At 70.4% G+C, this 25,553-nt stretch carries 22 protein-coding genes; 9 read left to right on the top strand and 13 right to left on the bottom strand.

Annotation, left to right across the window (positions count from 1 at the left end; translation table 11 throughout):
* Nucleotides 1-991 precede the first annotated feature (991 nt).
* The 5 genes from ACYVD1_RS00940 to ACYVD1_RS00920 all read right to left on the bottom strand — a co-directional run bounded on the left by ACYVD1_RS00940 (nt 992) and on the right by ACYVD1_RS00920 (nt 5,735).
* On the bottom strand, nt 992-1,978 hold the full coding sequence (locus tag ACYVD1_RS00940) for a LysR family transcriptional regulator (RefSeq protein ID WP_460766120.1): 987 nt from the start codon (nt 1,976-1,978) through the stop codon (nt 992-994).
* A gap of 271 nt (nt 1,979-2,249) precedes the next feature.
* A complete protein-coding gene (locus ACYVD1_RS00935) occupies nt 2,250-3,260 on the bottom strand; it encodes a LysR family transcriptional regulator (RefSeq protein ID WP_460766117.1) in 1,011 nt (336 codons plus the stop codon).
* Nucleotides 3,261-3,561: 301 nt separating this feature from the next.
* Nucleotides 3,562-4,611, bottom strand: a complete 1,050-nt coding sequence (gene mgrA / locus ACYVD1_RS00930) for an L-glyceraldehyde 3-phosphate reductase (protein ID WP_460766112.1) — start codon at nt 4,609-4,611, stop codon at nt 3,562-3,564.
* A gap of 78 nt (nt 4,612-4,689) precedes the next feature.
* Nucleotides 4,690-5,013 carry a putative quinol monooxygenase gene (locus ACYVD1_RS00925; protein ID WP_460766107.1) on the bottom strand — a complete coding sequence of 108 codons (324 nt, stop codon included), beginning with the start codon at nt 5,011-5,013 and terminating at the stop codon, nt 4,690-4,692.
* Nucleotides 5,014-5,252: 239 nt separating this feature from the next.
* A complete protein-coding gene (locus ACYVD1_RS00920; RefSeq protein WP_460766103.1) occupies nt 5,253-5,735 on the bottom strand; it encodes a lumazine-binding domain protein in 483 nt (160 codons plus the stop codon).
* A gap of 267 nt (nt 5,736-6,002) precedes the next feature.
* Here ACYVD1_RS00920 and ACYVD1_RS00915 point away from each other — a divergent pair, with 267 nt between their 5' ends.
* On the top strand, nt 6,003-7,235 hold the full coding sequence (locus ACYVD1_RS00915; RefSeq protein ID WP_460766100.1) for a PucR family transcriptional regulator: 1,233 nt from the start codon (nt 6,003-6,005) through the stop codon (nt 7,233-7,235).
* A gap of 103 nt (nt 7,236-7,338) precedes the next feature.
* On the opposite strand, the gene ACYVD1_RS00910 is transcribed toward ACYVD1_RS00915, so the two are convergent.
* Nucleotides 7,339-8,304: an LLM class F420-dependent oxidoreductase gene (locus ACYVD1_RS00910; protein WP_460766096.1), complete on the bottom strand. Its 966-nt coding sequence runs from the start codon at nt 8,302-8,304 to the stop codon at nt 7,339-7,341.
* A gap of 196 nt (nt 8,305-8,500) precedes the next feature.
* Here ACYVD1_RS00910 and ACYVD1_RS00905 point away from each other — a divergent pair, with 196 nt between their 5' ends.
* The 4 genes from ACYVD1_RS00905 to ACYVD1_RS00890 all read left to right on the top strand — a co-directional run bounded on the left by ACYVD1_RS00905 (nt 8,501) and on the right by ACYVD1_RS00890 (nt 11,729).
* Nucleotides 8,501-9,031: a YbhB/YbcL family Raf kinase inhibitor-like protein gene (locus ACYVD1_RS00905; RefSeq protein WP_460766093.1), complete on the top strand. Its 531-nt coding sequence runs from the start codon at nt 8,501-8,503 to the stop codon at nt 9,029-9,031.
* Nucleotides 9,032-9,276: 245 nt separating this feature from the next.
* Entirely contained in the window at nt 9,277-10,338 is a 1,062-nt protein-coding gene (locus ACYVD1_RS00900) for an ATP-grasp domain-containing protein (RefSeq protein ID WP_460766169.1), read from the top strand.
* Nucleotides 10,335-11,123, top strand: coding sequence for an inositol monophosphatase family protein (locus ACYVD1_RS00895; RefSeq protein ID WP_460766090.1), 789 nt, complete (start codon nt 10,335-10,337; stop codon nt 11,121-11,123). Before ACYVD1_RS00900 ends, ACYVD1_RS00895 begins: the two co-directional genes overlap by 4 nt.
* Nucleotides 11,124-11,249: 126 nt before the next feature.
* Entirely contained in the window at nt 11,250-11,729 is a 480-nt protein-coding gene (locus tag ACYVD1_RS00890) for a DUF1707 SHOCT-like domain-containing protein (RefSeq protein WP_460766087.1), read from the top strand.
* An 84-nt stretch (nt 11,730-11,813) separates the two neighbouring features.
* Here the strand turns inward: ACYVD1_RS00890 and ACYVD1_RS00885 are convergent, their stop codons facing one another.
* Entirely contained in the window at nt 11,814-12,308 is a 495-nt protein-coding gene (locus ACYVD1_RS00885) for a DUF3145 domain-containing protein (RefSeq protein ID WP_460766083.1), read from the bottom strand.
* Nucleotides 12,309-12,677: 369 nt separating this feature from the next.
* Between ACYVD1_RS00885 and ACYVD1_RS00880 the strand changes: the two genes are divergently transcribed.
* From ACYVD1_RS00880 to ACYVD1_RS00870, 3 genes are all read left to right on the top strand, one after another.
* On the top strand, nt 12,678-13,202 hold the full coding sequence (locus ACYVD1_RS00880; protein ID WP_460766078.1) for an RNA polymerase sigma factor: 525 nt from the start codon (nt 12,678-12,680) through the stop codon (nt 13,200-13,202).
* A 3-nt stretch (nt 13,203-13,205) separates the two neighbouring features.
* The gene (locus ACYVD1_RS00875) at nt 13,206-13,628 is read left to right on the top strand and encodes a carboxypeptidase regulatory-like domain-containing protein (protein WP_460766075.1); all 423 of its coding nucleotides are present in this window, start codon (nt 13,206-13,208) and stop codon (nt 13,626-13,628) included.
* Between the two features lie 228 nt (nt 13,629-13,856).
* Nucleotides 13,857-15,953: a CHAT domain-containing protein gene (locus ACYVD1_RS00870; RefSeq protein WP_460766072.1), complete on the top strand. Its 2,097-nt coding sequence runs from the start codon at nt 13,857-13,859 to the stop codon at nt 15,951-15,953.
* A gap of 18 nt (nt 15,954-15,971) precedes the next feature.
* On the opposite strand, the gene ACYVD1_RS00865 is transcribed toward ACYVD1_RS00870, so the two are convergent.
* The 4 genes from ACYVD1_RS00865 to ACYVD1_RS00850 all read right to left on the bottom strand — a co-directional run bounded on the left by ACYVD1_RS00865 (nt 15,972) and on the right by ACYVD1_RS00850 (nt 21,238).
* A complete protein-coding gene (locus ACYVD1_RS00865; RefSeq protein WP_460766069.1) occupies nt 15,972-16,625 on the bottom strand; it encodes an MBL fold metallo-hydrolase in 654 nt (217 codons plus the stop codon).
* Nucleotides 16,626-16,801: 176 nt separating this feature from the next.
* A complete protein-coding gene (locus ACYVD1_RS00860; protein ID WP_460766065.1) occupies nt 16,802-17,626 on the bottom strand; it encodes an enoyl-CoA hydratase-related protein in 825 nt (274 codons plus the stop codon).
* 226 nt (nt 17,627-17,852) lie between these two features.
* Nucleotides 17,853-18,431 carry a DUF5998 family protein gene (locus tag ACYVD1_RS00855; RefSeq protein WP_460766166.1) on the bottom strand — a complete coding sequence of 193 codons (579 nt, stop codon included), beginning with the start codon at nt 18,429-18,431 and terminating at the stop codon, nt 17,853-17,855.
* Between the two features lie 86 nt (nt 18,432-18,517).
* Nucleotides 18,518-21,238, bottom strand: coding sequence for a bifunctional acetate--CoA ligase family protein/GNAT family N-acetyltransferase (locus ACYVD1_RS00850; RefSeq protein WP_460766060.1), 2,721 nt, complete (start codon nt 21,236-21,238; stop codon nt 18,518-18,520).
* 287 nt (nt 21,239-21,525) lie between these two features.
* Between ACYVD1_RS00850 and ACYVD1_RS00845 the strand changes: the two genes are divergently transcribed.
* Nucleotides 21,526-22,461 carry a carbohydrate kinase family protein gene (locus ACYVD1_RS00845; protein WP_460766163.1) on the top strand — a complete coding sequence of 312 codons (936 nt, stop codon included), beginning with the start codon at nt 21,526-21,528 and terminating at the stop codon, nt 22,459-22,461.
* 60 nt (nt 22,462-22,521) lie between these two features.
* On the opposite strand, the gene ACYVD1_RS00840 is transcribed toward ACYVD1_RS00845, so the two are convergent.
* Nucleotides 22,522-23,169: a hypothetical protein gene (locus tag ACYVD1_RS00840; protein ID WP_460766057.1), complete on the bottom strand. Its 648-nt coding sequence runs from the start codon at nt 23,167-23,169 to the stop codon at nt 22,522-22,524.
* A gap of 133 nt (nt 23,170-23,302) precedes the next feature.
* The gene (locus ACYVD1_RS00835) at nt 23,303-25,462 is read right to left on the bottom strand and encodes a RecQ family ATP-dependent DNA helicase (protein WP_460766054.1); all 2,160 of its coding nucleotides are present in this window, start codon (nt 25,460-25,462) and stop codon (nt 23,303-23,305) included.
* Nucleotides 25,463-25,553 lie beyond the last annotated feature (91 nt).

The following is a 25,553-nucleotide window of genomic DNA, read 5'->3' as shown; positions in this document are numbered from 1 at the left end:
CAGCACCTCACCCGCCGCCCCCAGGGGCACGTCCCGGTTAAAGAAGGCGGTGGTCTCGTCCCGGGCAGCGGCCACCGCGGTATCCACCGGGGTGTGCCCGGTGGGGGTGGGTGCTTCAGGAGAGATCACCATTCTTCTATTATAAACGAAACAACCAGGAAAAGGGAGTGTTGCCGACGTTAACTTCGGAAGTGATTCCGCCGAGTTGCCCAAGACCCCCTTTCCGGTCGCCCTTTTTTCGTCGCCCGAAATGGCCTTTATTTCCCCACCCTGCTTGGTGTTTATTTCCACCGGGAATTCCAGGTCACCAATAGGAGGTGATCGACGGCCGAGGGTGAAGACAGGGGCAAGATCATCGGGGAAAAGGCAGCCGAAAGGGGTTCGCCGCACACATGGACCAGCCGCGACACCCGACCCGGCAACGCACCGGCGCAGGGGCAGGCACCGGCCGGAGGCCGCCGTGGTTCGCAGCAGAGCATGACCGGCCGCGACACCCCCAACCGTCAACGCTCCGGCGGAGTGGCGACTGACGGCCGCCAGGCCGTGCTTGTGCCGTAGGGCCCCTTCGGGCCCCGAAGGGGCCACCGCTACCCCGACCACACGCCCCCCGTTTCCTGATAGCCGCCAACCCGCCGTCGTAGCGAAGCGGGTCAAGGTGGAGCGCCACTGACGCGCGAAGCGCTCGATGGCGACGACCTTGACGCGCGCAGCGGAGACGGCCACCATCAAGCGGCAGGAAACGGGGAAACCCGCACCCAACAGCAAACCCCCACCCACCGGTACTGCCGCGGCCCCCAGATACCGGTCGGCCTCGAAACCCGGTGCGCTCCATCGGCAGGAGGAGTCAGACCATGATCGGGATCCCGGTACCCGGCACCGCGTACCGAGTACCGGTGGAAACTGCGTCGAGGCCGCACAACACCTCAAGACAACTCAATTCCCCAGGCGAGCTCAATTCCCCAGGACACCACAGCGCCGGGTCTCCGACTCTTCACCGGTTGTCGGACGACCTGTGGTGGTTCCAGAGGGTGACGTGCACGGCGGGGCGGAAGCGGCCACGGTGGACTCCGGATCCGCGCAGCATGGCCTGGGTCGCGCGCGGGGTGGTGACGAAGCGGAGGAATTCGGCGATCACTCCGGTCTCGTCCCTGTGGTCGGCGGCCATGGTCGCCGACCAGGATCCTTCGGTGCGCACCGGTGCCCCCACCGGGGTGACCAGATCACCCGACGAGAGGCCCTGGGATGCGACGAACCCCAGCGCCAGCCCCACCCCTTCACCCTGCTTGACGCCCTCCATGGCGGCCGCGTGGCTCTGGTAGACCCGTTGGTTCTCCTCGGGCACGTTGAAACGGCGCAAGATTGCGGGGACCAGCCCCGTCCTGTCCATGGCGGACGGCCCCAGAAGCCAGTGCTGGCGGCGCAGCAGGGCAAGGTCCGTCCGGGCCCCGGCGAGGGGGTGCCCGGACCCCAGGACGGTTACTATCTGGTATTTGAGGATGGGCCGAGCGGCCAAACGGATGCTGCCGCCGTCGTCCGGAGCCGGGCCGATGGCCACGTCGGCCGCGCGTTCTCTCAGCAGGCCCTCGAACCGGCCCGTGTTGTGCACGCTCAACTCAACCTTCAGATCGTCGGCGCGCGCTATGAAGTGTTCCATGAGCCCCGGGGCCGCGTATTCGGCGAACAGGCTGGATGTGGCGATACGCAGCGGACGGCTACCCTTGCCCGCCTGGGTGACCTCACGCATGGTGCGGTCCTGGAGGCCGAGCATTTCGCTGGCCCGCTCAGCGAGACGCAGGCCGCCGGGGGTGAAGGTCAGCCCGGCGGCGGAGCTGACGAACAGCCGGTCACCGAAAGTCTTGCGGAGCTTGCCGATGTGCAGGGAGACCGCGGCTTCGGAGACATGGATCTCGCTTGCGGCCCGTTTGACGGAGCCGAGGCGGGCGACCGCGGAGTACGCGCGCAGCTGTGCGGGGGTCATCGGCACACCCCGGCGCCCGCAGCAAGAGCCGGGCCGGTGCGTTCTGGGCGGGTGCCGTGCCGGTCCGAATACTCCAAAACCCCCGGAACCAGGCACTCACGTGGGTTCCGGAGCCGCGCGGTGGTCATGGCGACAACCCCTCAGAGGTGGTCTGAGCCATATTAGTTGGGCTTGTAGACGCCTACAACAGGCAGCTTCGTGCCGCCCGTGTTCCTACCGGCGGTCTCCACCCGCGTTCATACTCCACACACGCACCCGAACTCGCCCGTACTCAAGCCCCCGAGGCCTGTCGCGGCGTCTCGGGGTGGTTCCAGAGGGTGACATGCGTGCCCGAGCGGAGGCGCCCACGGTGTACACCCGACCCCCGCAGCATGGTCTGGGTGGCGCGCGGGGTGGTGGCGAAGCGGAGGAACTCGGCGGCGACCCCGGCCTCGCCTCGATCGGTGAGGGTGGTCGCGGCCCAGGAACCTCCGGTGCGCACGGGCGGCCCGCAGGGTGTGACCAAACGCCCCGCGGCGAGGTCGTGGGCGACGGCGAATCCCAATCCCAGGCCGACCCCGGCACCCTTCTTGACCTCTTCGAGCGCGGCGGCGTGGCTCTGGAAGACGCGCTGACGTGATTCCGGAATGCGGAAGCGGCGCAGAACGGCGGGGACCAGCCCGGTACGGTCCAGCACCGAGGGACCCAGCAGCCAAGTGTGTTCGCGGAGCCGCGGGGAATCCACCCGCCCCTTGGCGAGGGGGTGGTCGGCGCCGACGACGGTGAGCAGCTGGTATCTGAGGATGCTCCACGATTCCACCTGAGCCTCCTCTGGCGGGCACGCCGACGGCCCCTCCGTCGGGGCGGGGCCGACGGCCACGTCGATCGCGCGGTCGCGCAGCAGCTCCTCGAACCGGCCGGGGCTGTGCACGCTCAGTTCGACGTCGAGGTCGTCGGCACGGCCCACGAACAGCTCGATCAGCCCGGGCGCGGCGTACTCGACGAACATGCTGGAGGCAGCGATCCGCAGCAGTCGGGTGCCGGTGCCCGCCTGGCTGACCTCGCGCAGGGTGCGGTCCTGAAGCCCCAGCAGTTCGGCGGCACGGCCTGCCAAGCGAAGGCCTCCCGGGGTGAAGGCCAGGCCCGCCGCGGTACGGGAGAAGAGCCGGTCGTCGAAGAGCTTGCGGAGTTTGCCGATGTGCAGGGAGACGGCGGCCTCGGTGACGTCCAGTTCCAGGGCGGCCCGTTTCACTGAGCCGAGGCGTACGACGGTGGAGAACGCCCTCAGTTGGGTGGGGGTCACCGGCCGCCCCCTGCGGGGAAGAACGCGCGGGGGTGTTCCAGGGGGCGGCCCGTGATGGGGATGCGGTTATTCGGTTGGACCGGAACGGCCGGGGGCAGGGCCGATGGGGGCGTCCGGCACCGGGGGGAGAGCATGTCGGCCTTTCGGACAAGGTGTGCTGGGGGTCAAGCTAGGTGAAGCCTCACCACACCCACAAGGGACCTTTGCCCCGAAAGGAACAAAGATCCCACAGTGCCCAACGTCCGCACGCCTCCCCCGGGCCTGGCAGCCGGCCCCCACCCCGACACGGCCCCACACTGCCCTAGTCCTTGGATGCGGTGGCGCCCCACCAGATGTTGACGTCGGAGTCGACCGCCCACCGGTCGATGTCGCGCAGCTCCTCCTCGGAGAACTCCGTGGAGTCCGCCGCCTTGAGGTTCTGCTCCAACTGCTCCGCGCTCGACGCCCCGACCAGAGCCGTAGTGACGGTGCGCGGCCCCTGGTCCCGCAGAACCCAGGAGATCGCCATCTGCGCCAGGGTCTGTCCGCGCTCGGCGGCGATCTGGTTGAGGGCCCGGGCACGGCCTAGGACCTCTTCGGTGAGCATGTTGTCGCGCCAGCTGGGCCGCCCCACCCCGGCCCGGGAGTCTGCGGGCACCCCACCGTCCAAGTACCGGGAGGTCAAAAGCCCTTGGGCCAGGGGTGAGAACGCGACCACGCCCATCCCCTCGTCCACGGCTGCTTCCAGTAGCCCGTCCTCCACCCAGCGGTTGAGCAAGGAGTAGGAGGACTGGTGCACGACCAGAGGCGTGCCGAGTTCGCGCATGATCGCCGCCGCCTTGCGGGTCAGCGACGGCCCGTAGGAGGAGATCCCCGCGTACAGGGCCCGCCCGGACACGACCGCGTGGTGGAGCGCCGTCATGGTCTCCTCAAGCGGTGTGTCCGGGTCGGGCCGGTGGCTGTAGAAGACGTCGACGTAGTCGAGCCCCATCCGCTTCAGGGAGCGGTCGAGCGAGGAGAGCAGGTACTTCCGGGAACCGCCCCGCAGGTGCGGCCCCGGTCCCATGACATACCCGGCCTTGGTGGTGATGACCAACTCGTCCCGGTACGGACCGAAGTCCTGCGCCAGGATCCGGCCGAAGTTCTCCTCGGCGCTTCCCGGGGGCGGACCGTAGTTATTGGCCAGGTCGAAGTGGAAGACGCCCAGGTCGAAGGCGCGGCGCAGGATCCGGCGCTGCCCCTCCAGATCCCGGTCACCGCCGAAGTTCTGCCACAGTCCCAGCGAAAGCCTCGGCAGCCTCAACCCGCTCCTACCGCAGACCCGGTACTCCAGCGGGTCGTACCGGTCCCCGCTCGCGACGTACGTACCCAAGCGCCCGCTCCCCTTCAGCCTTGTCTCCTACGTCCACGCCCGTGTGCCGTAGCCCGCTTAGCCACGGCCCGTGCCTCGTTACTCGTCGATGGTGAGTTCGCCCATGCGGTCCCAGCCCTCGCCCTCGACCTGGCGGCTGACGATCAGCGGGGTCTCCTTCAGCAGTGGCTTCATCGCGGCCAGACCGGCCTTGAAGTGGTCGCTGCCGACGTGGGCCTCAGCGGCGCCGTCCTTGAACGCCTCGACGAGCACGAACTCGTCGTCGCGCTCGACGCTGCGGGACCACTCGAACCACAGGTTGCCGGGCTCTGCCCGGGTGGCCGCGGTGAAGTCGGCGACCTCGTCGAGGAATCCGTCCACGGCTTCGGGCTTCACCCGGAACTTGACGACGATCAGGATCATCGCGCATCTCCTTCGCTCTGTGCCACGGGGCACGCGATCGTGCCGTGCCCCTCGGCTCCCCACTCTTCCAGAGCTCGCGCGCCCGAAACCCCGACAGGCCGTGCGGCCGGGTGTTCATCACCTCACCCGCAGGCGTTACCAAGACCGCACCGGCCGCCTCGGGCCGACTGCTGGACAGCCGAACAGGACCGCGGAGCCATCGAGGCCCCGCGGCCAGATCAGGATGGACCGACTGCGGCTCAGGCGCCGCCGAGGGTGGTGCCCGGGACGCGGGTGGCGAGCCATTCGCCGTCGGAGCCCTCGCGCACCTCCATGACCTCGCGGTCCTCAGCGGCGGTGATCAGTTCGACGTTGCCGATGAGGGTCTCGCCGTCCAGGTCGGTGCTGACGGTGACGTCGCCGACCTCGATGTCCTCGGCGCCTTCCAGGTTCTCGACGTAGTCGGGGAAGGCCTCGACGCAGTCCCCAGCTTCGCTCTGGGCGGCGATCGCGGACTGGGCTCCGTCGTCGACGAAGGCGCAGCCCGCCTCGCCGTCCGCGGCGGCCAGCGCGGCGACGAAGCCGTCGGCCACTGTCTGGGCACCGTCGACGGCCTCGTCCTCGCCTGGTTCGGCGGCGGCTTCTCCTGCCGCGGTGTCGTCCTGGGGGGTTTCGTCCTCGCCGCTTCCGCAGGCGGTCAGCGCGAGGGCCAAGGGGAGGGAACACAGGAGGATGCGTCGCATGGGGGGTGCCTTCCAAGAGCGGGTTGGTCGGTCGACGGACTTGTCCGTGCCGCATCATTGTTACCGCATTCACCCGGTAGATGACCATGCGTGCCCCTGACCAGGGCAGCATCCACCTACACGGGGGCCGGGCTTGTCCGCGGGGTCGGGCTCTGGTGAGATGAACGAGAGTGACCGGGATCACGGTTCTTTCATCTGGCGCACAGAGCACGCGCGGGCGTGCTTCGAAACGAGCGGCCCAGCCGCGCGTCCGCGCCGGAGGTGAGCATGACGTACCGACTACGGGAGGGCGCCCGCGACGCCCTCTTCACGGATCTTCCACCGAGCCTGGGGAGCAGGCTCCGGCCCTTGGTCCCCCAACTCGCAGAGGAGGCCGTCGACGGGATCCTGCAGCGCGCCGAGGCCCACGCGCTCCCCATGGAACCGGCTCAGGCCGAGTCGATCCGGCACGCGATCGGCACCGCGGTGCACACCTTCCTCGACCGGATCGAGGGCGGCTCGGCGGCCGGGCGAACTGGGTCCATCACCGAGAACTTCCGCTCCTTCGGGGCTGGCGAGGCACGCCAGGGCCGTACGTTGGAGTGTCTGCACACGGGTATGCGCACGGCTGCGGCGGTGGCGTGGCGGCGGCTGGCCAGGGCCGACTCGATCGACCGGGACCAGATGGCCGCGCTCGGCGAAGCGATCTTCGCGTTCCAGGAGGAGATCTCCGCGGCCGCGGCCGAGGGCCACGCGCAGGTACGCGGGGCCGGGGTGGAGGCCCTGCGGCGCAGGCGGGCGAGGCTGCTGAAGGTGCTCTTGGCCGAGGCCGGGACCGAGCCCGAGGAGCGGACCCTGTCCACACTTGCCCGGTCCGCCCGGTGGCGGGTCCCTGAGCGGGTGGCGGTGGCTCTGCTGCACAAGGAGGTGTCGTTGGAGGTGGCCGCACCGACGGTGGCCGCACCGACGCTGCCCCCGGACGTGCTGGTGGACCTGGACCGCGGGGAACCCTGCGCGCTGGTGCCCGACCCGGAGGGCCCCGGGCGGCTCCGGTCGCTGGAGCGGTCGCTGCGCGGGTTCGGCGCCGTGCTGGGGCCGACGGTGCCTCTGGCGGAGACCCCGCGGTCGCTGTCCCGCGCACGGGAGCTGTCGGAACTGGTGCGGTCGGGTGCCGTCTCCGGTTCGGGCGTGCTGCGGTGGGGCGACCACCTGTTCGACCTGTTGCTGTCCCGGGACACCGGCCTGGTGGCGGAGCTGGCGCGGGCCCGGCTGGCCCCGCTGGACGGGATGCGGCTACCGCAGCGGGAGCGGATGGCGGACACGCTGTTGGCGTGGTTGGAGTCCGGGTTCAACGCCAACGAGGCCGCCGAACGGCTGCGCATCCATCCGCAGACCGTCCGGTACCGGATGCGGCAGTTGGAGGAGCTGTTCGGGTCGCGGCTGCGGAACCCGGGTGAGCGGTTCGAGTTGGAGCTGGTGCTGCGGGCGCGCGCGATCCTGGGCGCCACCGGCCCGGGGTGACGCTGCCGGAAACCGGGAGCATACCGAACGGTCGGGATGTTCCCCGCGCACCGGTACGCGGGGAACATCCCTGAGGTGGGGCCCGGATCAGATCACGGCCTGATCAGCGCCGGGGGGCCAGCGAACGGACCACCGTTGCGGGGTCCAGGGAGGGCGGGGCGATCGGGGCGATCACCGGGGTGGTCACACCCGCGTCCTTGTAGGCCTGGATCCGCTCCCGGCAGTACTCCGCGGGACCGTGCACGATCAGCTCGTCCACGACCGAGTCGGGGATCGCGGCGAGCGCGCCCTTGCGGTCGCCCTCCTCCCACGCCGTCCACATGGGGCGGAGCTCCTCGCGGCCCAGCCACTCGTGGAAGGCGCGGTAGACGGGCACGTTCAGGTAGGCGGAGATCGCCCACCGGCCGATATCCCGAGCGGTCTCGGCGTCGGTGTCCGGGATGGTGAAGATCCGGGCGACGATCTCTTTCTCCTCCCCGAACTCCCGAACGATAGGCGCGACGGTGCGCACGTCCTCCGAGGAGAGCCAGTTGATGATGGCGCCGTCGCCCTCGCGTCCGGCCAGGCGGAGCATGCCTTGGCGCAGGGCCGCCACCAGCACGGGCGGCTGCTGCGGGGGAACCGCGCCGAGCGTGAACCCCTTCACCGAGAACGTGTCGTAGTCGGCCTTGACCTTCTGTCCGGTCAGCGCCTCCCGCAGGAAGCGCACGGTGTCTCGGACCTTCTTGAAGGGCTCCTCGAAGGGGATGGCGTTCCAGCGCTCCACGATGACGTTCGAGGAGGTACCCACACCCAGTGCGAAGCGGCCCGGCGCGGCAGCAGCCATCGTGGCGGCGCTCATCGCCAGGGTCGCGGGCCCTCGCGTGTAGGCGGGCACGATCGCGGTTCCCAGGCGCAGCTGGGGAGCCCACACGCTGGCCAGGGCCAGGGGTGTGAACGCGTCGGTGCCATTGGCCTCGGCCGACCACGCGTCTGTGTATCCGAGGTCGGGCAGCTCCTCGAAGAGGGATCGCTGGTCGGCCAGGGGAATGCCCTCGAAGGGGGCGGTGATGCCCCAGCGGTCGGTCATGGCGGCTCCTGTCAGTGGACCGGTCGTTCGAACCGAACCCGGTTCGTGTTCGGTGTTGGCACGACGGTACCCGGCACCCCGTACGCGCAGTGGACCGAGTCCACCCCTTCATGCCTTCCGACGCGTATGTTCGGGGGCAGGGCCCGTGAGCCGCGGGCCGGTACGGACATCCACGAGAACGAAGGAGGCCATCGCCGTGGCCATGCCACCCTCCCCCTACGACTTCCTGCCCCAGGTCGCATCGTTCACCGTCACCAGCGACGACGTGACGGACGGGCAGACCCTGCCCAACGCCCAGGTGAGCGGGATGATGGGCGCCGGAGGCGAGGACGTCTCCCCGCACCTGTCCTGGAGCGGGTTCCCCCAGGGGACCCAGAGCTTCGCCGTCACGTGCTTCGACCCGGACGCTCCCACGGCGAGCGGGTTCTGGCACTGGGCGGTCTGCGACATCCCCGCCGACGTCACCGAGCTCGCGGCCGACGCCGGGAACGGCTCCGGCCTACCGGAACAGGCCGTCACGCTCCGCAACGACGCCGGGGGCCACCGCTATATCGGCGCCGCTCCGCCCGCCGGGCACGGACCGCACCGGTACTTCTACGTGGTGCACGCGGTGGACGTCCCGAGCCTGGGAATCGACAGTTCCGGAAGCCCCGCATTCCTGGGATTCAACCTGTTCTCGCACGCGATCGGCCGGGCCGCCATCACGCCGACGTACGAGCAGAAGTAGGTCCGCCCGGCGGCCTCCGGAGGGCGGGTGCGGCGCTCGGCGCCGCACCCGCCCTCTGCCCTTTCCTCCCGGGGCCGATGGGTACACGCGCGAGAGGCCCATCTGGTTCACTTTGCAACCGCAATCGGCCATACCGACCATGAACGGCACTCACCCGTCTAGGCTCGTTTCATCGCCCGGACCACTCGGAACAAGCCTGGAAGGGTCAGCCGGTGCCACAGCAGTCTTCGACGATGCCGACCGTCGTGGTCACGACAGCGGGGTCAGCTCCGACACCCGGTACCATCCTCCACCTGCGGGAACACGGCTTCCGGGTGGTGGCCACGGACGTGGACCCCGCCGCACCGGGCCTGTATCTGGCTGACCGCGGTTATCTGGTCCCGCCGGGGGACAGCGAGGCCTTCCTGCCCAGGATGCGCGCCCTGTGCACCGAGGAGGAGGCGGTCGCCGTCGTCCCGCTCGTGGACGAGGAGCTGGTCCGGGTCAGTGAGTTGGCCAAGGACGGCGTCACCGTGCTGTTGCCACAGCTGGACTTCGTCACCACCTGCCTGGACAAATACGTGCTCATGCAGCAGCTGGAGGACATCGGGGTGGGGGTGCCCCGTACCTGGCTCGCTTCGGAGTGGCCCACCAACGCCGCCGACTCCTCTCCCGACGGGCTCGTCGTCAAGCCGCGCAGCGGGCGGGGCAGCCGAGGCGTCATGGTCATCGACTCCGCCCGCGACATGGCCCGGGTGGTCTCCGAGAGCGGTTACGCGGCCGACGAGCTGATCGTGCAGGAACGCATCAGCGGCCCCGAGTACACGGTCTCGGTGGTGGTCTGGCGCGACGGCGACGTGCAGGCCGTCGTCCCCAAGGAGGTCCTGCTCAAGCAGGGCGTCACGAAGTACGCCGTCACCCGCCGCAACCAAGAGGTCATCCGCACCTGCAAGGCGATCCAGAGCGCCCTGCGCGCGGACGGCCCCTTCAACGTCCAGCTGTGCCTGGACGAGCAGGGGCGGCCCAGGGTCTTCGAGATCAACCCCAGGTTCTCGTCCACCGCGGCGCTCACCGTGGCCTCGGGGGTGGATGAGATCGCCGGACTGCTGGACCAGGCGGTGCGCGGCGGCCCGCGCTTGACCGACGAGTGGGACGAGGGCCTGTCGATGGTGCGGCGGTGGACGGACGAGTTCCTGAGCGAGAAGCAGTTCGACTCGCACGGGATCTCCCCCGCACCGGCCCCCACGACACACGGTGAGGGCTTCGCTCTGCCCGGTGCGGTGGCTACCGGCGGGCAGTCCCCGGTCATTCCGGTGCGTGCGCGATGAGCGGTGACCACCCGCTCTCGCAAGCAGTGGCGGGGGCGGTCGTCGAGGTCGGCGAACTGCTGCGCGACTGGCGCTCGGACCCGTCGGTGCACAGCGGGGTCTGGGAGGGAAGCCAGTTCAAGGCGGAGGCCGACGCGATGGCGCACCGGGCGCTGTCCCAGCGGCTTGCCTCGATCGACGGCGAGATCCCGGTGGTGAGCGAGGAGGACCCGGACTCCCTGGCTCGGGCACGGCCACCCCGGTACTGGCTGATCGACCCGATCGACGGGACCGCCAGCTACGTGCACGGGTTCGACGGGTACGTCACGCAGGCGGCACTGGTCATCGGCGAGCTTCCCGAGGTCGCGGCGGTGTTCGCCCCGGAGTCCGGAGTCCTGTACACGGCCGTGCGCGGGCAGGGCGCCCGGCGGAACGGGAGGCTGCTACCAGTGCACGCGCCCTCGCCGGCCGGGCACGGGGTGCTCACCGACAACACCCCCGATCCCACCGGCATCGCACGACGGGTCTACGACCACTTCGGCTACGGCGAGTACCTGGAGAGCGGTAGCATCTCGCTCAAGCTGTGCCGGATCGCTGAGGGTGACGCGCACCTGTTCGTGAAGGACGTTCCGGTGCGTGACTGGGACGTCGCCGCGCCCGGCCTGATCCTGGCCGAGACCGGCGGTCTGGTAACCCGTCTGGACGGCTCGGACTTCGCCTATCGGGGACCCTACGAGCACACCGGGCTGGTGGGCGCGAGCGACCCGTCCACATGCCGCACCGTAGCCCACTGGATATCACTCTGACCTGCAATGATGCCGGGCTCCAGGGGGTGTCCCAGACGCGTCGGAAACCGACATCTGCGATCCCTTTCGCGCACCGATCACGGCACGTATCGTATGGTCACCAACTCGCGCCTTTGGGGGTGGGAAGTGGAGGCCCAACGTCTACCGCTGAACCAGATGCGCGCCTCGGACACCGAACGGGACCTGACGGTCGACCACCTCGCGGTGGCGTTCTCCGAGGGCCGTCTGGACCACGAGGAGTACGAGCGCAGAGTGGGTGCGGCGCTGAGTTCTGTCCGGGTCGGGGAGCTCAACTCGCTGACCGCGGACCTGCCCGTACCCGAGCACCGGATCCCACTACCCAGGCCGCCTGTCGGCCACAGACCGGGGCTGCGCCACTCGCACTCCTCCGAATCCGACTCCCAGGCCCTGCTCATGCCTTGGGACGAGTGGGGCGAGGAGTGGCGGTGGTGGTTGGGCGTGGCCGGGGCACTGACCGGCATCTGGGGTGCGGCCAGCGTGCTCGGCGGCCAGCTGGTGCCCTACTGGCCGCTGGTCCCCCTGGGCATCTGGGCCTCCGTGCTGCTGGCCTCTGCCATCTGGCCCTGCGAGAGCGAACCGCCCTGAGCTCCGTTCCGGGCCGAGCACGCTGGTCCCGGCATGGCTGGTCCCGCGGCCGGGTCCTGGGGCGCGGAAACGGGGCCGTAGGGGTCAGCCCACGGCGTGCAGCCAGCGTACGGGCGCCCCGTCGCCGGCGTAGCGAAAGGGCTCCAGCTCCTCGTCCCAGGCGCGGCCGGTGAGCCTGTCGAGTTCGGCGGCCAGCTCGACACCTTCAGCGGCTGCGGTGGCCACGGCCGCGCGCAGCCTGCCCTCGGGCACGAGGACCTCGCCCGCCGCGCTGGTGATCGCGGTGAACACACCGAGGGTGGGCGTGTAACTGTAGCGCGTGCCGTCGCATCCGGGTGACTCTTCCTCGGTCACCTCGAAGCGCAGGCGCTGCCACGCGTTCAACGCGGAGGCCACCGCCCCCGCGGTCCCCGGCTTCCCCTGCCAGTTGAGTTCGGCACGGTGGTGGCCGGGTGCCGCCGGTTGAGCGACCCAATCGAGTTTCACGGGTACGCCAACAACGCCCGCGACCGCCCACTCGACGTGTGGGCACAGCGCCGCGGGCGCGGAGTGGACGTACAAGACGCCACGTGCGGACACCGAACCTCCTGATACGAACGAGTGCGCTTCCCCGACGCCCTCGTATCACGAGAAGGTTGCATACCCGCCTGAATGCCTTTTGCCCCATTGTGCCCTAAGGGCACCCTGAGAACCATCTCGCACGCTGGTATTTTCCAGCGTTCCCCCTGCAACCCGAGTGATCAGGGATTACCGTGTGCCTCAGGCGCGACAGGGAGTCCGATCATAGTGGGGGCGGGTGTGACAGACCAGTCGCACGGGGACATCCATCATCCGGAAACACCTGAAGAGAAAGCCCATCCATGCAGTTCAGGTTATGTTTCCACCTCTTTTTTCCCGGTTCCGGCCACAACCGGCCCCCCGACCTCCCCTCGCACGGACGCCGAACTCGTGCTAGGCGCCTGCCATGGGAACGCCGACGCGTGGGCCGCCATCGTCGACCGCTATCTGGCCACAGTGAACCGTATCGCCCATTCGTACGGACTTACGCGACAGGACCGCGAGGACGCCGTCCAGACAGTCTGGCTCAGCCTCAACCAGCACCTGACCCGCCTCCACTCCCCGCACCAGCTCGCCGGCTGGCTGCGCCGGGCGACGCACACCGCCTGCGGCCGCCAACGTCGGCACCGTCAGCGCTTCCTGCCGGTCGACCCCCAGACCCTGGTCGGCTACGTCCACCAATGGGCCGACCCCGAGCACGAATACCTGGTCAAGGAACGCTACGCCGAACTGCACCGGGCGATCGACGGACTCACCGATCCGGTCGACCGCCGGGTCGCGCAGCACTACCTCGACGACGCACCGGGCGCCCCGCCGATCTCCCGTAGGACCACCCCCAACCAGAGGCGGCACCTGTTCCGCCAGCTCCGCCGCTCCCTCCGAGCCACCAGAGACCCGACCGAAAGGCGTGCGTGAACCGTGAAGAACGCTCCAGACAACGTCGACGACCCGACCGGGCGGTCGGCCGCGTTGGCTGCCTTCGACCGCTCCTTCGACGGTGCCGTCCTGGCCAGGACCGTCAGTGATGCACTCCCCTACCCCCCGCATGCGGCCCACCGTGCTCGGGACGGCGCCCCTCCGCGCACGCTCCGATTCGACATGGCCGATGTCCGCTTGGACATCCAGATCCACCCGCACGGCGCCCATCGTTGGCTCTGCGGCCTGGTGAGCGGCGAATTCGACCACGTCGACATCCTCGTGCGCCGCCCCACGGACTCACTGCGCCTGTTCGTCGCGGTCGACGGCCGGTTCCAGACGGCCGACCTCTCCACCGGGCCGCTGAGCCTGACCGTGGAACGCCCCGGCTATCCGGTCGCCGTCACCGACTGGTTCACCGTCTGAACCGGAGCCGTCGAGCAAGCGGCCCGACGCCTCCTGCCCTCCCCACCCGAGTCGGCTCGTGCGGGCACACCCGTATGGGATGCGACCCGAACCCGGTTTCGGTACGCATACCAAATCCTCGCCTCTCGCCCTCCTTCGTCCTGCTTCGCCCCGTTTCGCGACCGGCCGGTTGTCCACAGGTTGACCCGCGGGCCTCCCGCACGCTCACACCCGCTGCTATCACTGGAGATGACCGGCCCCACTGGCGAAAGGCAGCCGGACGTGCTCACCCCCGCAGCGCCCGACCCCATGCCCGAATCCACCCTTCAGGACGCCGAGAACACACCACCGAACACCGCACGCGAACCCCTCCTGGCCCGCGTCGCCCAAGGGGTGGAACTCGCCCGGCACGGCCGTTTCAAGGAGACCGTCGACATCCTGGACGACACTCGGCGGCGGCTGAGCGGACACCCCCTGGCCGAACTCGCGCCCGTGCTGCCCGGGGTCCTCACCGACCTCGGCCTGGCCCAGACCCTGTGCGGCCGCTTCTCCCAGGCGAAGGAGCACCTCCACGAGGCCAGGGCCCTGGCCGATGCGCGCCGCCTGCCCCTCCTGGGCCTGGTCGCACGGCAGAACCTGGGCTGCCTGGACCTGTACCAGGGCGACTCCGCCTCGGCCATCTCCACGTTCCACGAGCTCGCACACCTCCTACCGACCGAGCGGCAGGAGGCCCTGCGCGTGGACCTGGCCGAGGCGCTGCTCTCGGAAGGGCTCGTGGAGGAGGCCGGACGCACACTGGCCGAGGCTCCTTGGCAGGAGGCGCTGTACGGGACCGCCCGCACCCTGGTGGAGGCCAAGCTCCGGCTGTTGAACGGCGACCGCCGGGGCGCCCTCTACCTCTCCCGACGAATCCGTGGCCACTCCGCGCCGGGTTCGCTGTGGTACCGGTTGGCGGACCGGCTGGTACGGGTCTCACACTGGGCTTCCAGCGGCCGGACCCCGACTCAGCGTGCGCGCGCCACCCTCGACCTGCGTGCGCCGTCCGCCACCGCCTGCCAGCGCACCGGCACTCCCCACAAGGCCCTGAACTGCCTGGCCCAACGCGACGCACCCCAGCCGGGCCCGTGGTTGGCGGATGCCGCCCACGACCCCCAAGTGGTCCGGGCCGGGTTGGAGAAAGCCCTGCTCGCCGGAGACCCCGCAACCGCGCTGGAGTGGGCAGAGCTGGGGCGTACCTGGGCGGACGGGCTGGTACCGGGGCCGGGCACCTACCGCGACACCGCGGTCGAGGACCTGACCGGCCACTACCGCGGCGCCCTGCACGACGGCCCCGGGCCCACGGCCAGCGCCTACGCCCGGCGTTGGGAGTCCGCGCACTGGCGGGCCCTGCGCTCAGGGCCCCGGAGCCGACCGCACCGGTACCCGGGCCCCGTCCTGGAACCCCTCCTGTGCGCCTTGGCAGGTCGGGCGTTCGTCCACTACACCGCTGCGGGCACGGAGGCCGTGGCGTTGGTCGCGGTGGACGGCAGGGTGCAGGCCCGGCCGCTCGGGTCCCTGCTACGGGTCCGCCGCGTGCTGGCCCGGTTCACACACGAGCAGTCGGCCTCCACGGGCGGGGCCGGCTCGGAGGCGACCCGTAACGCCGCCGACGCTGCCTGCACGGCCCTGGTCAGGCCGATCCTGCCACTGGTCGGGGACCGGCCGCTGGTGGTGACCGGTGAGCCCTACCTCGGTGACCCGCCCTGGGGACTCCTCCCCTCGCTGCGCGGCCGACCGGTACACCTGGTGCCCACGGCCCGCTTCTGGGTGGAACGACCACCCGCCGAGCGCGATTGGAAGCGGGTTCTACTGGCCTCCGGGCCGGGTCCCACCGAGGCCCGTGCCGAAGTGGCGACGCTGGCCGGTCTGTATCCGGACGCACGGCTCCTGGAACGGGCACGCCGGGAACAGGTACTGGACGGGCTGGCAAGCACCGACCTCGCGCACTTGGCCGGGCACGGGCACGTGGGTGACCAGACGGCCATGCTCTCCCAGCTCGAACTGCACGACGGCCCGCTGCTCGCCTGCGACCTCGCGCGGCTGGAATCCGCTCCCGCCCTGGTCACCCTGTCCAGCTGCTGGGGCGGGCATGGCTACGGCGGGACGGTCGGCCGACCCCGCGGGTTCGTGGGTGCGCTGCTGGCCTTGGGCACCGGAACCGTGGTCGCCAGCCCGGTCCCGGTCGGGGACGCGGAGACCGGAACGGCCATGCGCGCATTCCACCGAGCGCTGACGGCGGGTGCCGATGTGTCCGAAGCGGTATCCGACCACCTCGGACACATCGGCTTCTGCTGCTACGGCGCTTGAGCCGTCCGTGGAACCGCCCTACCAGCCACGCTCACTCCATTCGGCGAGGTGGGGGCGCTCGGCGCCCAGGGTGGTGTCCTTACCGTGCCCGGGGTAGATCCAGGTGTCGTCCGGCAGAGCACCGAAAACGCGCTCCGACACGTCACCGAACAGGGTCCGGAAGTCCGCGTCGGACCAGGTCTTACCCACCCCGCCCGGGAAGAGGCTGTCGCCGGTGAACAGGTGGGTGTGGCCCTCGGGGTCGTCGTAGCGCAGGGCGATCGACCCGGGTGTGTGGCCGCGCAGGTGGATGACGGTGAGTACGCAGTCCCCGACGGCCACGGTGCCTCCGTGGGTGACGGGCTCGTCCACCGACACGGGCAGTTCGTCGGCGTCGTCGGGGTGGGCGACCGTGCGCGCACCGGTCTGGCCGACGATATCGGCCAGGGCCTGCCAGTGGTCCTGGTGGCGGTGGGTGGTGACCACTCGGGTCAGCCCGCCCACGCCGATCAGCTCCAGGATCCGGTCGGGTTCGGCCGCCGCGTCGATGAGGACCGCCTCACCCGTTGCCCGGCAACGAAGGAGGTAGGCGTTGTTGTCCATCGGGCCCACGGCCAACTTGGTGATCGTCAGGTTCGATAGTTGTCGCAGGTCGGCGGGGCCGCCGACCCTGGTATCTCCGGAGTAGCTCACCCGACCATTGTGGCCTGTCCTGAGGAGCGTGCGAACCCGGGTCGCGCACCTTTGCGGATTTCCGGTCCGCCGAGCACACGGAAAGCCTGTGCGGCCGGGCACCCGGCCACGCCGATGCCCGGCCTTCTGACAAGGAAGGTTCTGCCGCTCAGCGTGTCGAATTCACAGGGCAGCGGCTACTGGGCCCAGCGGGGCGGGCGCTTCTCGAAGAACGCCACACGTCCCTCAGCGGCGTCCTCTCCGGCGAAGAACTCGGCGGAGAGTTCACCCATGCGGGTGAAGGACTCGGCTCGCCGGTCCGGTGCTGCCGACGCACCGCCTCCGAGTTCACCCAGAAGCTCCTTGGTGCGCGAAAGCGCGCGGGGGGCCGAAGCCCGCAACCCTTGGAGAACGGCGTCCACGGCCTGGCCCACCTCGCGGTCCGGCACCGCCTGGGTGATGAGACCGGCCTTGGCGGCAGCGGTGGCGTCGAAGAGCTCACCGGTAAGGAAGTAGCGGCTGAGCGGGCGCGAGTGCATCCGGGCCGCGACCGGGACGGAGATGATCGCGGGCACCACGCCGATGCGTACCTCGGTGAAGGCGAAGGTCGCGCTCTTGGGGGCGAGAACGATGTCCGCGGCGGCCACCAGGCCGATTCCGCCCGCCCGAGCGGCGCCGTTGAGCACCGCGATCACCGGTTTGGGGCCGCCCATGATCTGCTCGAAGATCTCCGGAAGCTCCGGTGCGGGTTCGACCGGAGTGCCCGCTAGAGCGGCACCGATCTCCTTGAGGTCGGCACCGGCACAGAACACCGGGCCAGCGCCGGTGAGGACGACACCGCGGACCTCGTCATCGGTCATGGCCTTGGTGAGGGCGTCGGAGAGTTCGGTGCGCAGACGTGCCGAGAGCGCGTTGCGGTTGCGGGGGGAATCGAGGGTGATCGTGGCGATGGCACGGTCGACGCTCAACCGCACGAGGGGCGCGTCGTCCGATGGGGACGGGGACGTCGGGTGCTGCGTCATCGAAGACTGCCTTTCACCGTTGAACACGCGGGCACGCTTGTGTTACGTGGACCACACGCTAGCGTCCGCACCCCTCCGGGACCCACCCGCCCCTACGGTTCGCTCGGGTCAGCTCTCTTGGGGCCGGTGTGACGTGGCCGAGAACACGCTCGGGGCCGGGGGCGCCCTCGCCCCCGGCCCCGGCCCCGGCACCGTTCCGGCCGTGTCCACGGCCGGAACCGACGGCTCAGCGGCGCGTGGTGGCCACCGACAGCGCGTCATGGAAGTGCATCATCGCGGTGACCGCCTCAGTCCCGTCGGCCGCCTCACTGACCCTCAGTGTGAGGGGTTCGGCGGTGATCGCACCTGTGTAGCCGTGGTCGAGCTCGCAGCTCTCGTCGGCGCAGGAGGCGGGCTCCAAGTCGATGTGGGCGACCGCACCCCAGTTCACCGACAGGTTCACGCTGAGCATGAGCTCGCTGGGCAGGCTGCCCGGCTTGTACTGGGCCGGGTTCGGCACGACCCGGGTCAGCGCCACCGACTGGATGTTGCCCAGCTGGATGCTGTCGGTCGTGGTGGAGGCGTGCGAGGTCCCGCTCGGCTCGGTGGGCGGATGCTCATCGGTGTGGCACACGACGAGCCGGGTCGCGGTCAGCAGCATGACGGTGATGTGCCGCCGCATCTCCATGGCCGGGTCGAAGGTCGCCTCGTGGTGCACGATGAACGCCTCGGCGTCCTCATCGCCCAGGGTGGTCGCGACGGCGTCGATGACCAGAGGCGGGTAGTAGCCGCTCCGCTCGATCTCCATGCGCCAGTCCGTGGGCACGGCACGTGTTTTCCTCATACCTCTATCCTGCCTCCTCCCAGTGACACTTCGCGACCGTCCACCGAAACGAGAGGCCCACTCCCTGATCAGAACGTCACCCCGCGCAGTCGGCGGGGCCCCGCGTCGGGCCGCACGTCAGGGGCCTCCCGCAGCCACATGCGAGCGCCCAGGACGTGGGCGCCGGTGGCGTTGACGAGCACGGGATCCAGGTCCACGTAACCGATCTCGGGAAAGGCCTCGACCAGGCGGGAGACCCGGATGAGCAGCTCCTCCAGGGCCTCGACGTTGGGCTGTTCGGCCAGCGAGGTCGCCCCCGCAGGTAGGCCGAACAGCAGCGGAGCGGCCCGGACCGCGTGGATGAGGTCCGCGGCGTCCATGTCGGTCAGCGGGGCCAGGCGGAACGACCGGTCGTCGAGCAGTTCGGCCGTGACGTCCGCCAAACCGAAGGAGATGACCGAGCCGAAGGACTGGTTGTCGCCCGCACGCACCACCGTGGGCACACCGGGCGCCGCCATGCGCTGCACGACCAGCTCCGCCTCTCCGCCGAAGCGGTCGAGCAGGGAGACATAGGCGCTGCGCACGTCCTCGGGGGTACGCAGGTCGGCGCGGACGAACGTGCCACCCGCCCGTACCCGCAGGTCGGGTGCGTCGGCTTTGACCACCGCGGGGTAGCCGAGCTCGCCGGCTGCGACCACGGCCTCCTCCGCGGACTCGACCTTGATGTCCGGGTAAGCGGCGATACCGTAGCAGGCGAGCAGGTCACGGGCGTCGGCGTCGGAGACCGCCGTATCCTCGTCGTAGCGGCGCTCGCCGCCGAACCAGGCGATGTCCTCCTCGGCCGGGCTGTCCTTCTTGAGCGCCCGGGCGATGGTGGCCCGGGCCCGCGCGCGGTCGATGTCGGGCAGCTCCGGGTGGCGTCCGGGCTTGCGATTGCGCCACTGGGCGTACCGGGTGGAGTGGGCCAGGGCGCGCACGGCGTCCTCGGGCGAGGGGTAGGACGGCACCGAGGAGTTGAGCGTCTCTCCGCGGTCGCCGATGTGCCGGAGTTCCTCCGGGATGCCCTGGCGCGCCAGGTAGGTGGTGACGATGGGCTTGTCGGAGTCCAGGGAGCGGGCGCGCAGGACCCGGGCGACGTCGTCGCCGATCGGGTGCAGGGCCGGGACGAAGACCACCACGACCGAGTGCACGTCGTCGGCGGCCAGTGCGGCTTGGATGGCGGTGTCGAAGTCCTCGGCGGTGGCCTGCGGACCCAGATTGACCGGGTCGTGGGGCTTGAGCCCCTGGCGCACGGCGGCATCCTTGACCAGGAGTTCCAGGGAGTCGGAGTTGCCGATGATGCCCACGCGCGGCCCCTCGGGCAGCGGCTGGTAGGCGAATACCTGGGCCGCGTCGAACATCTGGGTGATGTCGTCGACGCGGACCACCCCGGCCTGCTGGAACAGGGAGGTGACCGCGTAGTCGGGCAGGGACAGGCCCCCGGCGGCGTGCCCGGTGGGCGTGGTCTGCGCCGATCCGCCGCTGCGAACGGCCACGACCGGCTTCTGTTTGGCCAGGCGCCGTGCCAGTCGGGTGAACTTGCGCGGGTTGCCCAGGGACTCCAGGTACTGGAGCACGACCTGGGTGGCGGGGTCCTCCTGCCAGTACTGCATGAGGTCGTTGCCGGACACGTCCGCGCGGTTGCCCGCGGACACGAACGTGGACAGGCCCATCCCGCGCTCGGCCACTCGCTGGAGGATCGCCCGGCCCAGCGCACCGGACTGGGAGAAGAACCCGATGGGGCCCTGCGGCGGCAGGTCCGGGGACAGGGTGGCGTTCAGCAACACGGTGGGGTCGCTGTTGGCGATGCCCAGGCAGTTGGGGCCGACCACGCGCATACCGGCGGCGCGGGCGGTGCGCACCAGCTCGTCCTGGCGGGCACGACCTTCCGGGCCGACCTCGCCGAAGCCGGAGCTGACCACGATCAGACCGTGCACGCCCTTCTCGGCGCACTGTTCGACCACGTCGACGACCATGTCGGCCCGGACCGCGACCACGGCCAGGTCGACCTGGTCCGGGATGTCCAGGACGGACGGGTAGGCGCGCACTCCCACGACCGCTTTGGCCTCGGGGTGGACCGGGTAGACCGGGCCCTGGAACTCGCCGCCGAGCAGGTTGCGCAGGGCGGTCTGGCCGATGGTGTGCGCGGTACGGCTCGCGCCGATGACCGCCACGGACTCGGGGTAGAGCAGGCGGGCGATGGAGCGCGATTCGGCGCGCTGCTCACGGGCCCGCATGACCTCCTTGGAGTCGTCGGTGGGCTGCAGGTCCAGGGTGAGCCGGATGACGCCCTCGTCGAAGGTCTGTTGCGCGGTGTACCCGGCCTCCCGGAAGACGTTGATCATCCGCCGGTTCTCGGGCAGCACGTCGGCGATGAAGCGGCGCATCCCGCGTTCGCGGGCTGCCGCGCCGATGTGTTCCAGCATGACCGAGGCCAGGCCGCGTCCCTGGTGCCCGTCCTCCACGACGAAGGCCACCTCGGCCTCTTCCGGGGCGACCTTGTCGTAGCGCACCACGGAGACGAAGTCGTCGGAGATGGTGGCCACCAAGGCCACGCGGTCCTCGTAGTCGACCGTTGTGAAACGTTTGACGTCACGGTCGGAGAGCTTGGGGTAGGGCGCGAAGAACCGGTAGTAGATCGTCTCCGGAGAGAGCCTCGCGTGGAACTCGCGCAGCAGGTCGGCGTCGTCAGGGGTGATGGGGCGCAGGTGCGCGGTGCCGCCGTCGGTCAGAACGACGTCGGCTTCCCAGTGGTTCGGGTAGGACTGCACGCCTGTGAGACTAGACGACAATCGGCCGAATCCGGGGAAAGTCCATGCTCTGTCCCCGAAATCACCATCGGGAACCCCGCATTGGGGCCCCTTCCGGCGCGGCTCCGGGCTCAGCCCCCCTAGGCTCCGCGTACCCTTGTGCACAGGGCCTCCGGGTCCCGGCGGCCCCCTAACGACCGCGTGTCCGGGGTGCTGTCAGTTCGTTACCCGACACTGATTGTTGACCTGTTAACGTCGTTCGGGCACAGAATCTCAAACCCTCGGTGGTGGCTGGCGAAATGACTCGAGTGGTCGTGATCGGTGACCTGATGACCGATGCCGTCGCGCGCGCGTTCCACCCGTTGGCCCGCGGCAGCGACACCCCGGCATCAGTGGTCATGTACGGCGGGGGGTCCGGGGCGAACATAGCTTCGTGGCTGTCTGTCGAGGGTACCGACACGACGTTCGTCGGCCGCCGTGGCTCGGACATCACCGGGCGTACGCGCGAGATGGAGCTCATGGGCTACGGCCTGGACTCGCGCATGGTGATGGACCCCGAGCGCCCGACCGGTACCTGCGTCGTGATGATCACGCACCGGGGCGACCGGACGATGCTCAGCGACCCGGGCGCCAACGCACGTCTGCAGCCCGAGGACTTGCCCCGCGACGTGTTCGGCCCGGACGGTCACCTGCACGTGTCCGGCTACACCCTGATCAACGCCGACTCCCGCCGCGCGGCCCGGGTGGCTCTGCGCATGGCGCGGGAGAGCGGGATGTCGATCTCGGTGGACGGCGGTTCGCACGCGCCGCTGGAGCGCACGGGCGCGGAGGACTTCCTCGACTGGACGCAGGGTGCGCGGCTGATCTTCGTCAACGTGGACCAGGCCCGGGTGCTGACCGGCCGCGACGACCCCGAGGCCGCCGCGAAGGTTCTCACCGCATGGTTCCCCAACGTCGTCATCAAACTCGGCGAGGAGGGCGGGCTGTGGGCCTCCAAGACGCGCGAGGACTGCGTGACCGCCCCCGCCGAGCCGGTGGAGCCGTCCCCGGGTTCCGTGGGCGCGGGTGACGCGTTCATGGCCGGGTTCCTGCCCTCGTGGCTGGCCGGGCGCCACCCCAAGGAGGCGCTGGGTCGGGCCAGCCGACTGGCCGCCCGTGCCCTGCACCAGCCCGGCGCCCGACCGGACCTGGGCGAGGGCCAGCCCGTCCGCCGCGGTGCCCCGCGCGGACAGCGCATCCGCTAGCGGACCCGTTTCGGCCCGGGCCGCCTATCGGCACAGGGCCCCGGTTCGGCCCTGCCCGGCTCAGGTCCCGTCGGGGAAGTCGTAGCCGCCGTAGGATCCGTAGCCCGGGTCCGTCCCCAGCCCGGGTGGCGGCATGAGCGGGGCCAGCCCCGGGTGATTCCTGAGGTGGTCGTCCCCGTAGGCCAGGTGGATGATGGCGACGGCCAGCCAGGGAGCCGCCGGACCCTGCCAGCGCACCGGTTCGCCCTCTTCGAAGATCTCGACGAGCGACCAGTGGTCCAGGACCGGGTCGGCCTGGATGATGCCGCGGTGCCAGAAGGACAACCACCGGTGCCCCTGGACGCAGGCGATGACCCGCTGGTTGGTGAGGTAGGCCTGCACCCCTTGATGCTCGCGCCACTGCGCGGCGGCCATCGCCTGCGCACGGGAACGGGCGGAGGCGTTGCCGACCGCCTGGGCCGCGAGGCCGGTCGCGACGAAGAGCGGTGACCCGAAGTAGAAGCCGGAGGACTGCTGGTAGGTCACGTTCGTCCCGTAGTACCGGGAGTACTGCATGGACACCTCTGCGTGGGCGACCTCGCCCTGCTGCAGCCGGATCGGGATGAAGGGCAGGCGCGGCAGGGGCATACCGTCCAGCAGCGCATGTCGAAGCTTGCCCGCCTGGTCCCAGCCTTCGGCCCACGGATCCGCCATGTCCTGCCCAGGCATACGCCCATCCCCTTTCCGCGACGAAAGCCGGATCGCCTGAAACACAGGCGATCCAAGCCGTTACTCGGCGCGTCCGACCCTACTGGTAGCGGTATGGGGAACGATCGGGCGCCCCGGTACTCGGGGCGCGCGATCAGCCACTGGCGGTGGCCAAGGTGAGCGGCAGGACCTCGGGGGCACCGGCTCTACGGAGGAGTGCCGCGCCGACGGTGAGGCTCCATCCGGTGTCGACCAGGTCGTCCACCAGCAGGATCGGTCCAGGGGTGCGGCTCTGCAACTCCGCGACGCGTCCGGTGAGCTCCTCTCCCGCCGCCAGCTCCGAATGCACCTGCGCCAAGCGCATGGCGCTGTTGTGGCGGCGGGTGCCGGGGCCGCTGGTCCGGTACTCCAGGGAGCCGAGCGGGGTGAGGCGGCCCAGTTCGGCCAGGCGCGCGGCGAGGTCGGCGACCAGGACCGGGCGGGTCAGCGAGGGCATCGCGGCCACCCCGACCGGGCGGTTCTCCCAACCCCAGGAGGCCAGCACGCGCACCACGCCCTGCAGGACTCGCTCGTCCACGGGGCCGTCCTCCGCGTCCTCAGCGAGGACACGGCGCAGTTCGTTGCCCCAACCGATGTCGGTGAGGCGTCCCAGGGCGCGCCCCTCCCCCGCCCGCAGGCCCATGGGGATCTTGCCGGAGAGGCCGATACCGAGGGTGTCCATGCCCGTGGGCCATTGGCGGCGGGGCCCGATCGGGGTGCCGGGCCGGTCCAGGTGGTCGGCCGCGGCCTTGCGCCGCCCGGAGTCGACCTCGGTGGGCCAGTACTCGCCGGTGCACACGTCGCATCGGCCGCAGGCCGCCGCCTCGGGATCGTCCAACTGCTGGCGGAGGAACTCCATCCGGCAGGTGTCGGCGGCAATGTAGTCCAACATGGCGCGCTGTTCGCGTTCCCGGGCAGCGCTGACCGCCGCGTAGCGTTCGGCGTCGTAGGTCCAGGGCCGTCCGGTGGCGGTCCAGCCGCCCCGCACGCGGAGTACCGCACCGTCCACGTCAAGCACCTTGAGCATCTGTTCCAGGCGGGTACGGCGCAGGTCTACCCGGGTCTCCAGGTTCGCCGTGGACAGGGGGCGGTCGGCCTCGGCCAGCACGTCCAGTGTCTGGCGGACGGTGTCCTCCGGCGGGAAGGACAGCCCGGCGAAGTACTCCCAGATCTGGACGTCCTCGCGGCCGGGCAGCAGCACGGCTTCGGCCCGCTGGACCCCGCGTCCGGCGCGGCCGACCTGTTGGTAGTAGGAGATCGGGGACTGCGGTGCGCCCAGGTGGATGACGAAGCCCAGGTCCGGTTTGTCGAAGCCCATACCGAGCGCGCTGGTGGCGACCAGCGCCTTGACCCGGTTGTCGAGCAGGGCGTCTTCGGCCTGCCTGCGCTCGTCGGGGTCGGTCTGCCCGGTGTAGGGCAGCACGTCCATGCCCTGCTCCCGAAGGAAGCGGGCGGTCTCCAGCGCCGCGCTGACGGTCAGTGTGTAGACGATGCCCGAACCGGGGATCTGGGGCAGGTGCTCGGCGAGCCAGCTGAGCCGGGCGGTGGAATCGGGCAGCTCGGCCACGCCCAGGCGCAGGCTCTCGCGTTCCAGTGCGCCCCGAAGAACCAGGGTGTCCTCGCGCTCGTCCCCGGCCTGGAGTTGTTCGGCGACGTCGTGGGTGACGCGCTCGTTGGCCGTGGCGGTGGTGGCCAGTACCGGGATGCCGTCCGGGAGGTCGTGCAGCAAGGAGCGGATCCGCCGGTAGTCGGGGCGGAAGTCGTGGCCCCAGTCGGAGACGCAGTGGGCCTCGTCGATGACGACCAGGCCCGCGCCCGCGGCGAGTTCGGGCAGGACCCGGTCGCGGAACTCGGGGTTGTTGAGTCGCTCGGGGCTGACCAGGAGGACGTCCACCAGCCCCTCGGCGACCTCGGCGTAGGTGGATTCCCAGGCGGTGGTGTTGGAACTGTTGATGGTGCGCGCGCGGATGCCCGCCCGTTCGGCGGCGGCGATCTGGTTGCGCATCAGGGCGAGCAGCGGGGAGACGATGACCGTGGGCCCGGAGCCCTGGGCGCGGCGCAGCGCGGTGGCCACGAAGTACACCGCCGACTTGCCCCAGCCGGTGCGCTGCACGACCAGGGCGCGCCGCCGGTCCGCGACCAGGGCGTGGATGGCGGTCCACTGGTCCTCGCGCAGGCGCGCGGAGTCCCCGGCGAGGGCGCGTAGGTGCTCCTCGGCATGCGCGCGCAGCGCTCCGGGGTCGGTGGGGGCTTCGGGCTGGGTGGGAGTGGCCATGACCTCTTTGGTACCAGAGGTGGAGCGTGTTGGCGGGGTTGTCCACAGGCACGTTCGCGCACTTCGCGCCCGTGCGGCCCCTGTGTGTCCG

The organism is Nocardiopsis nanhaiensis, from assembly GCF_054778635.1.
This window is presented reverse-complemented; position numbering and strand designations above follow the sequence as displayed.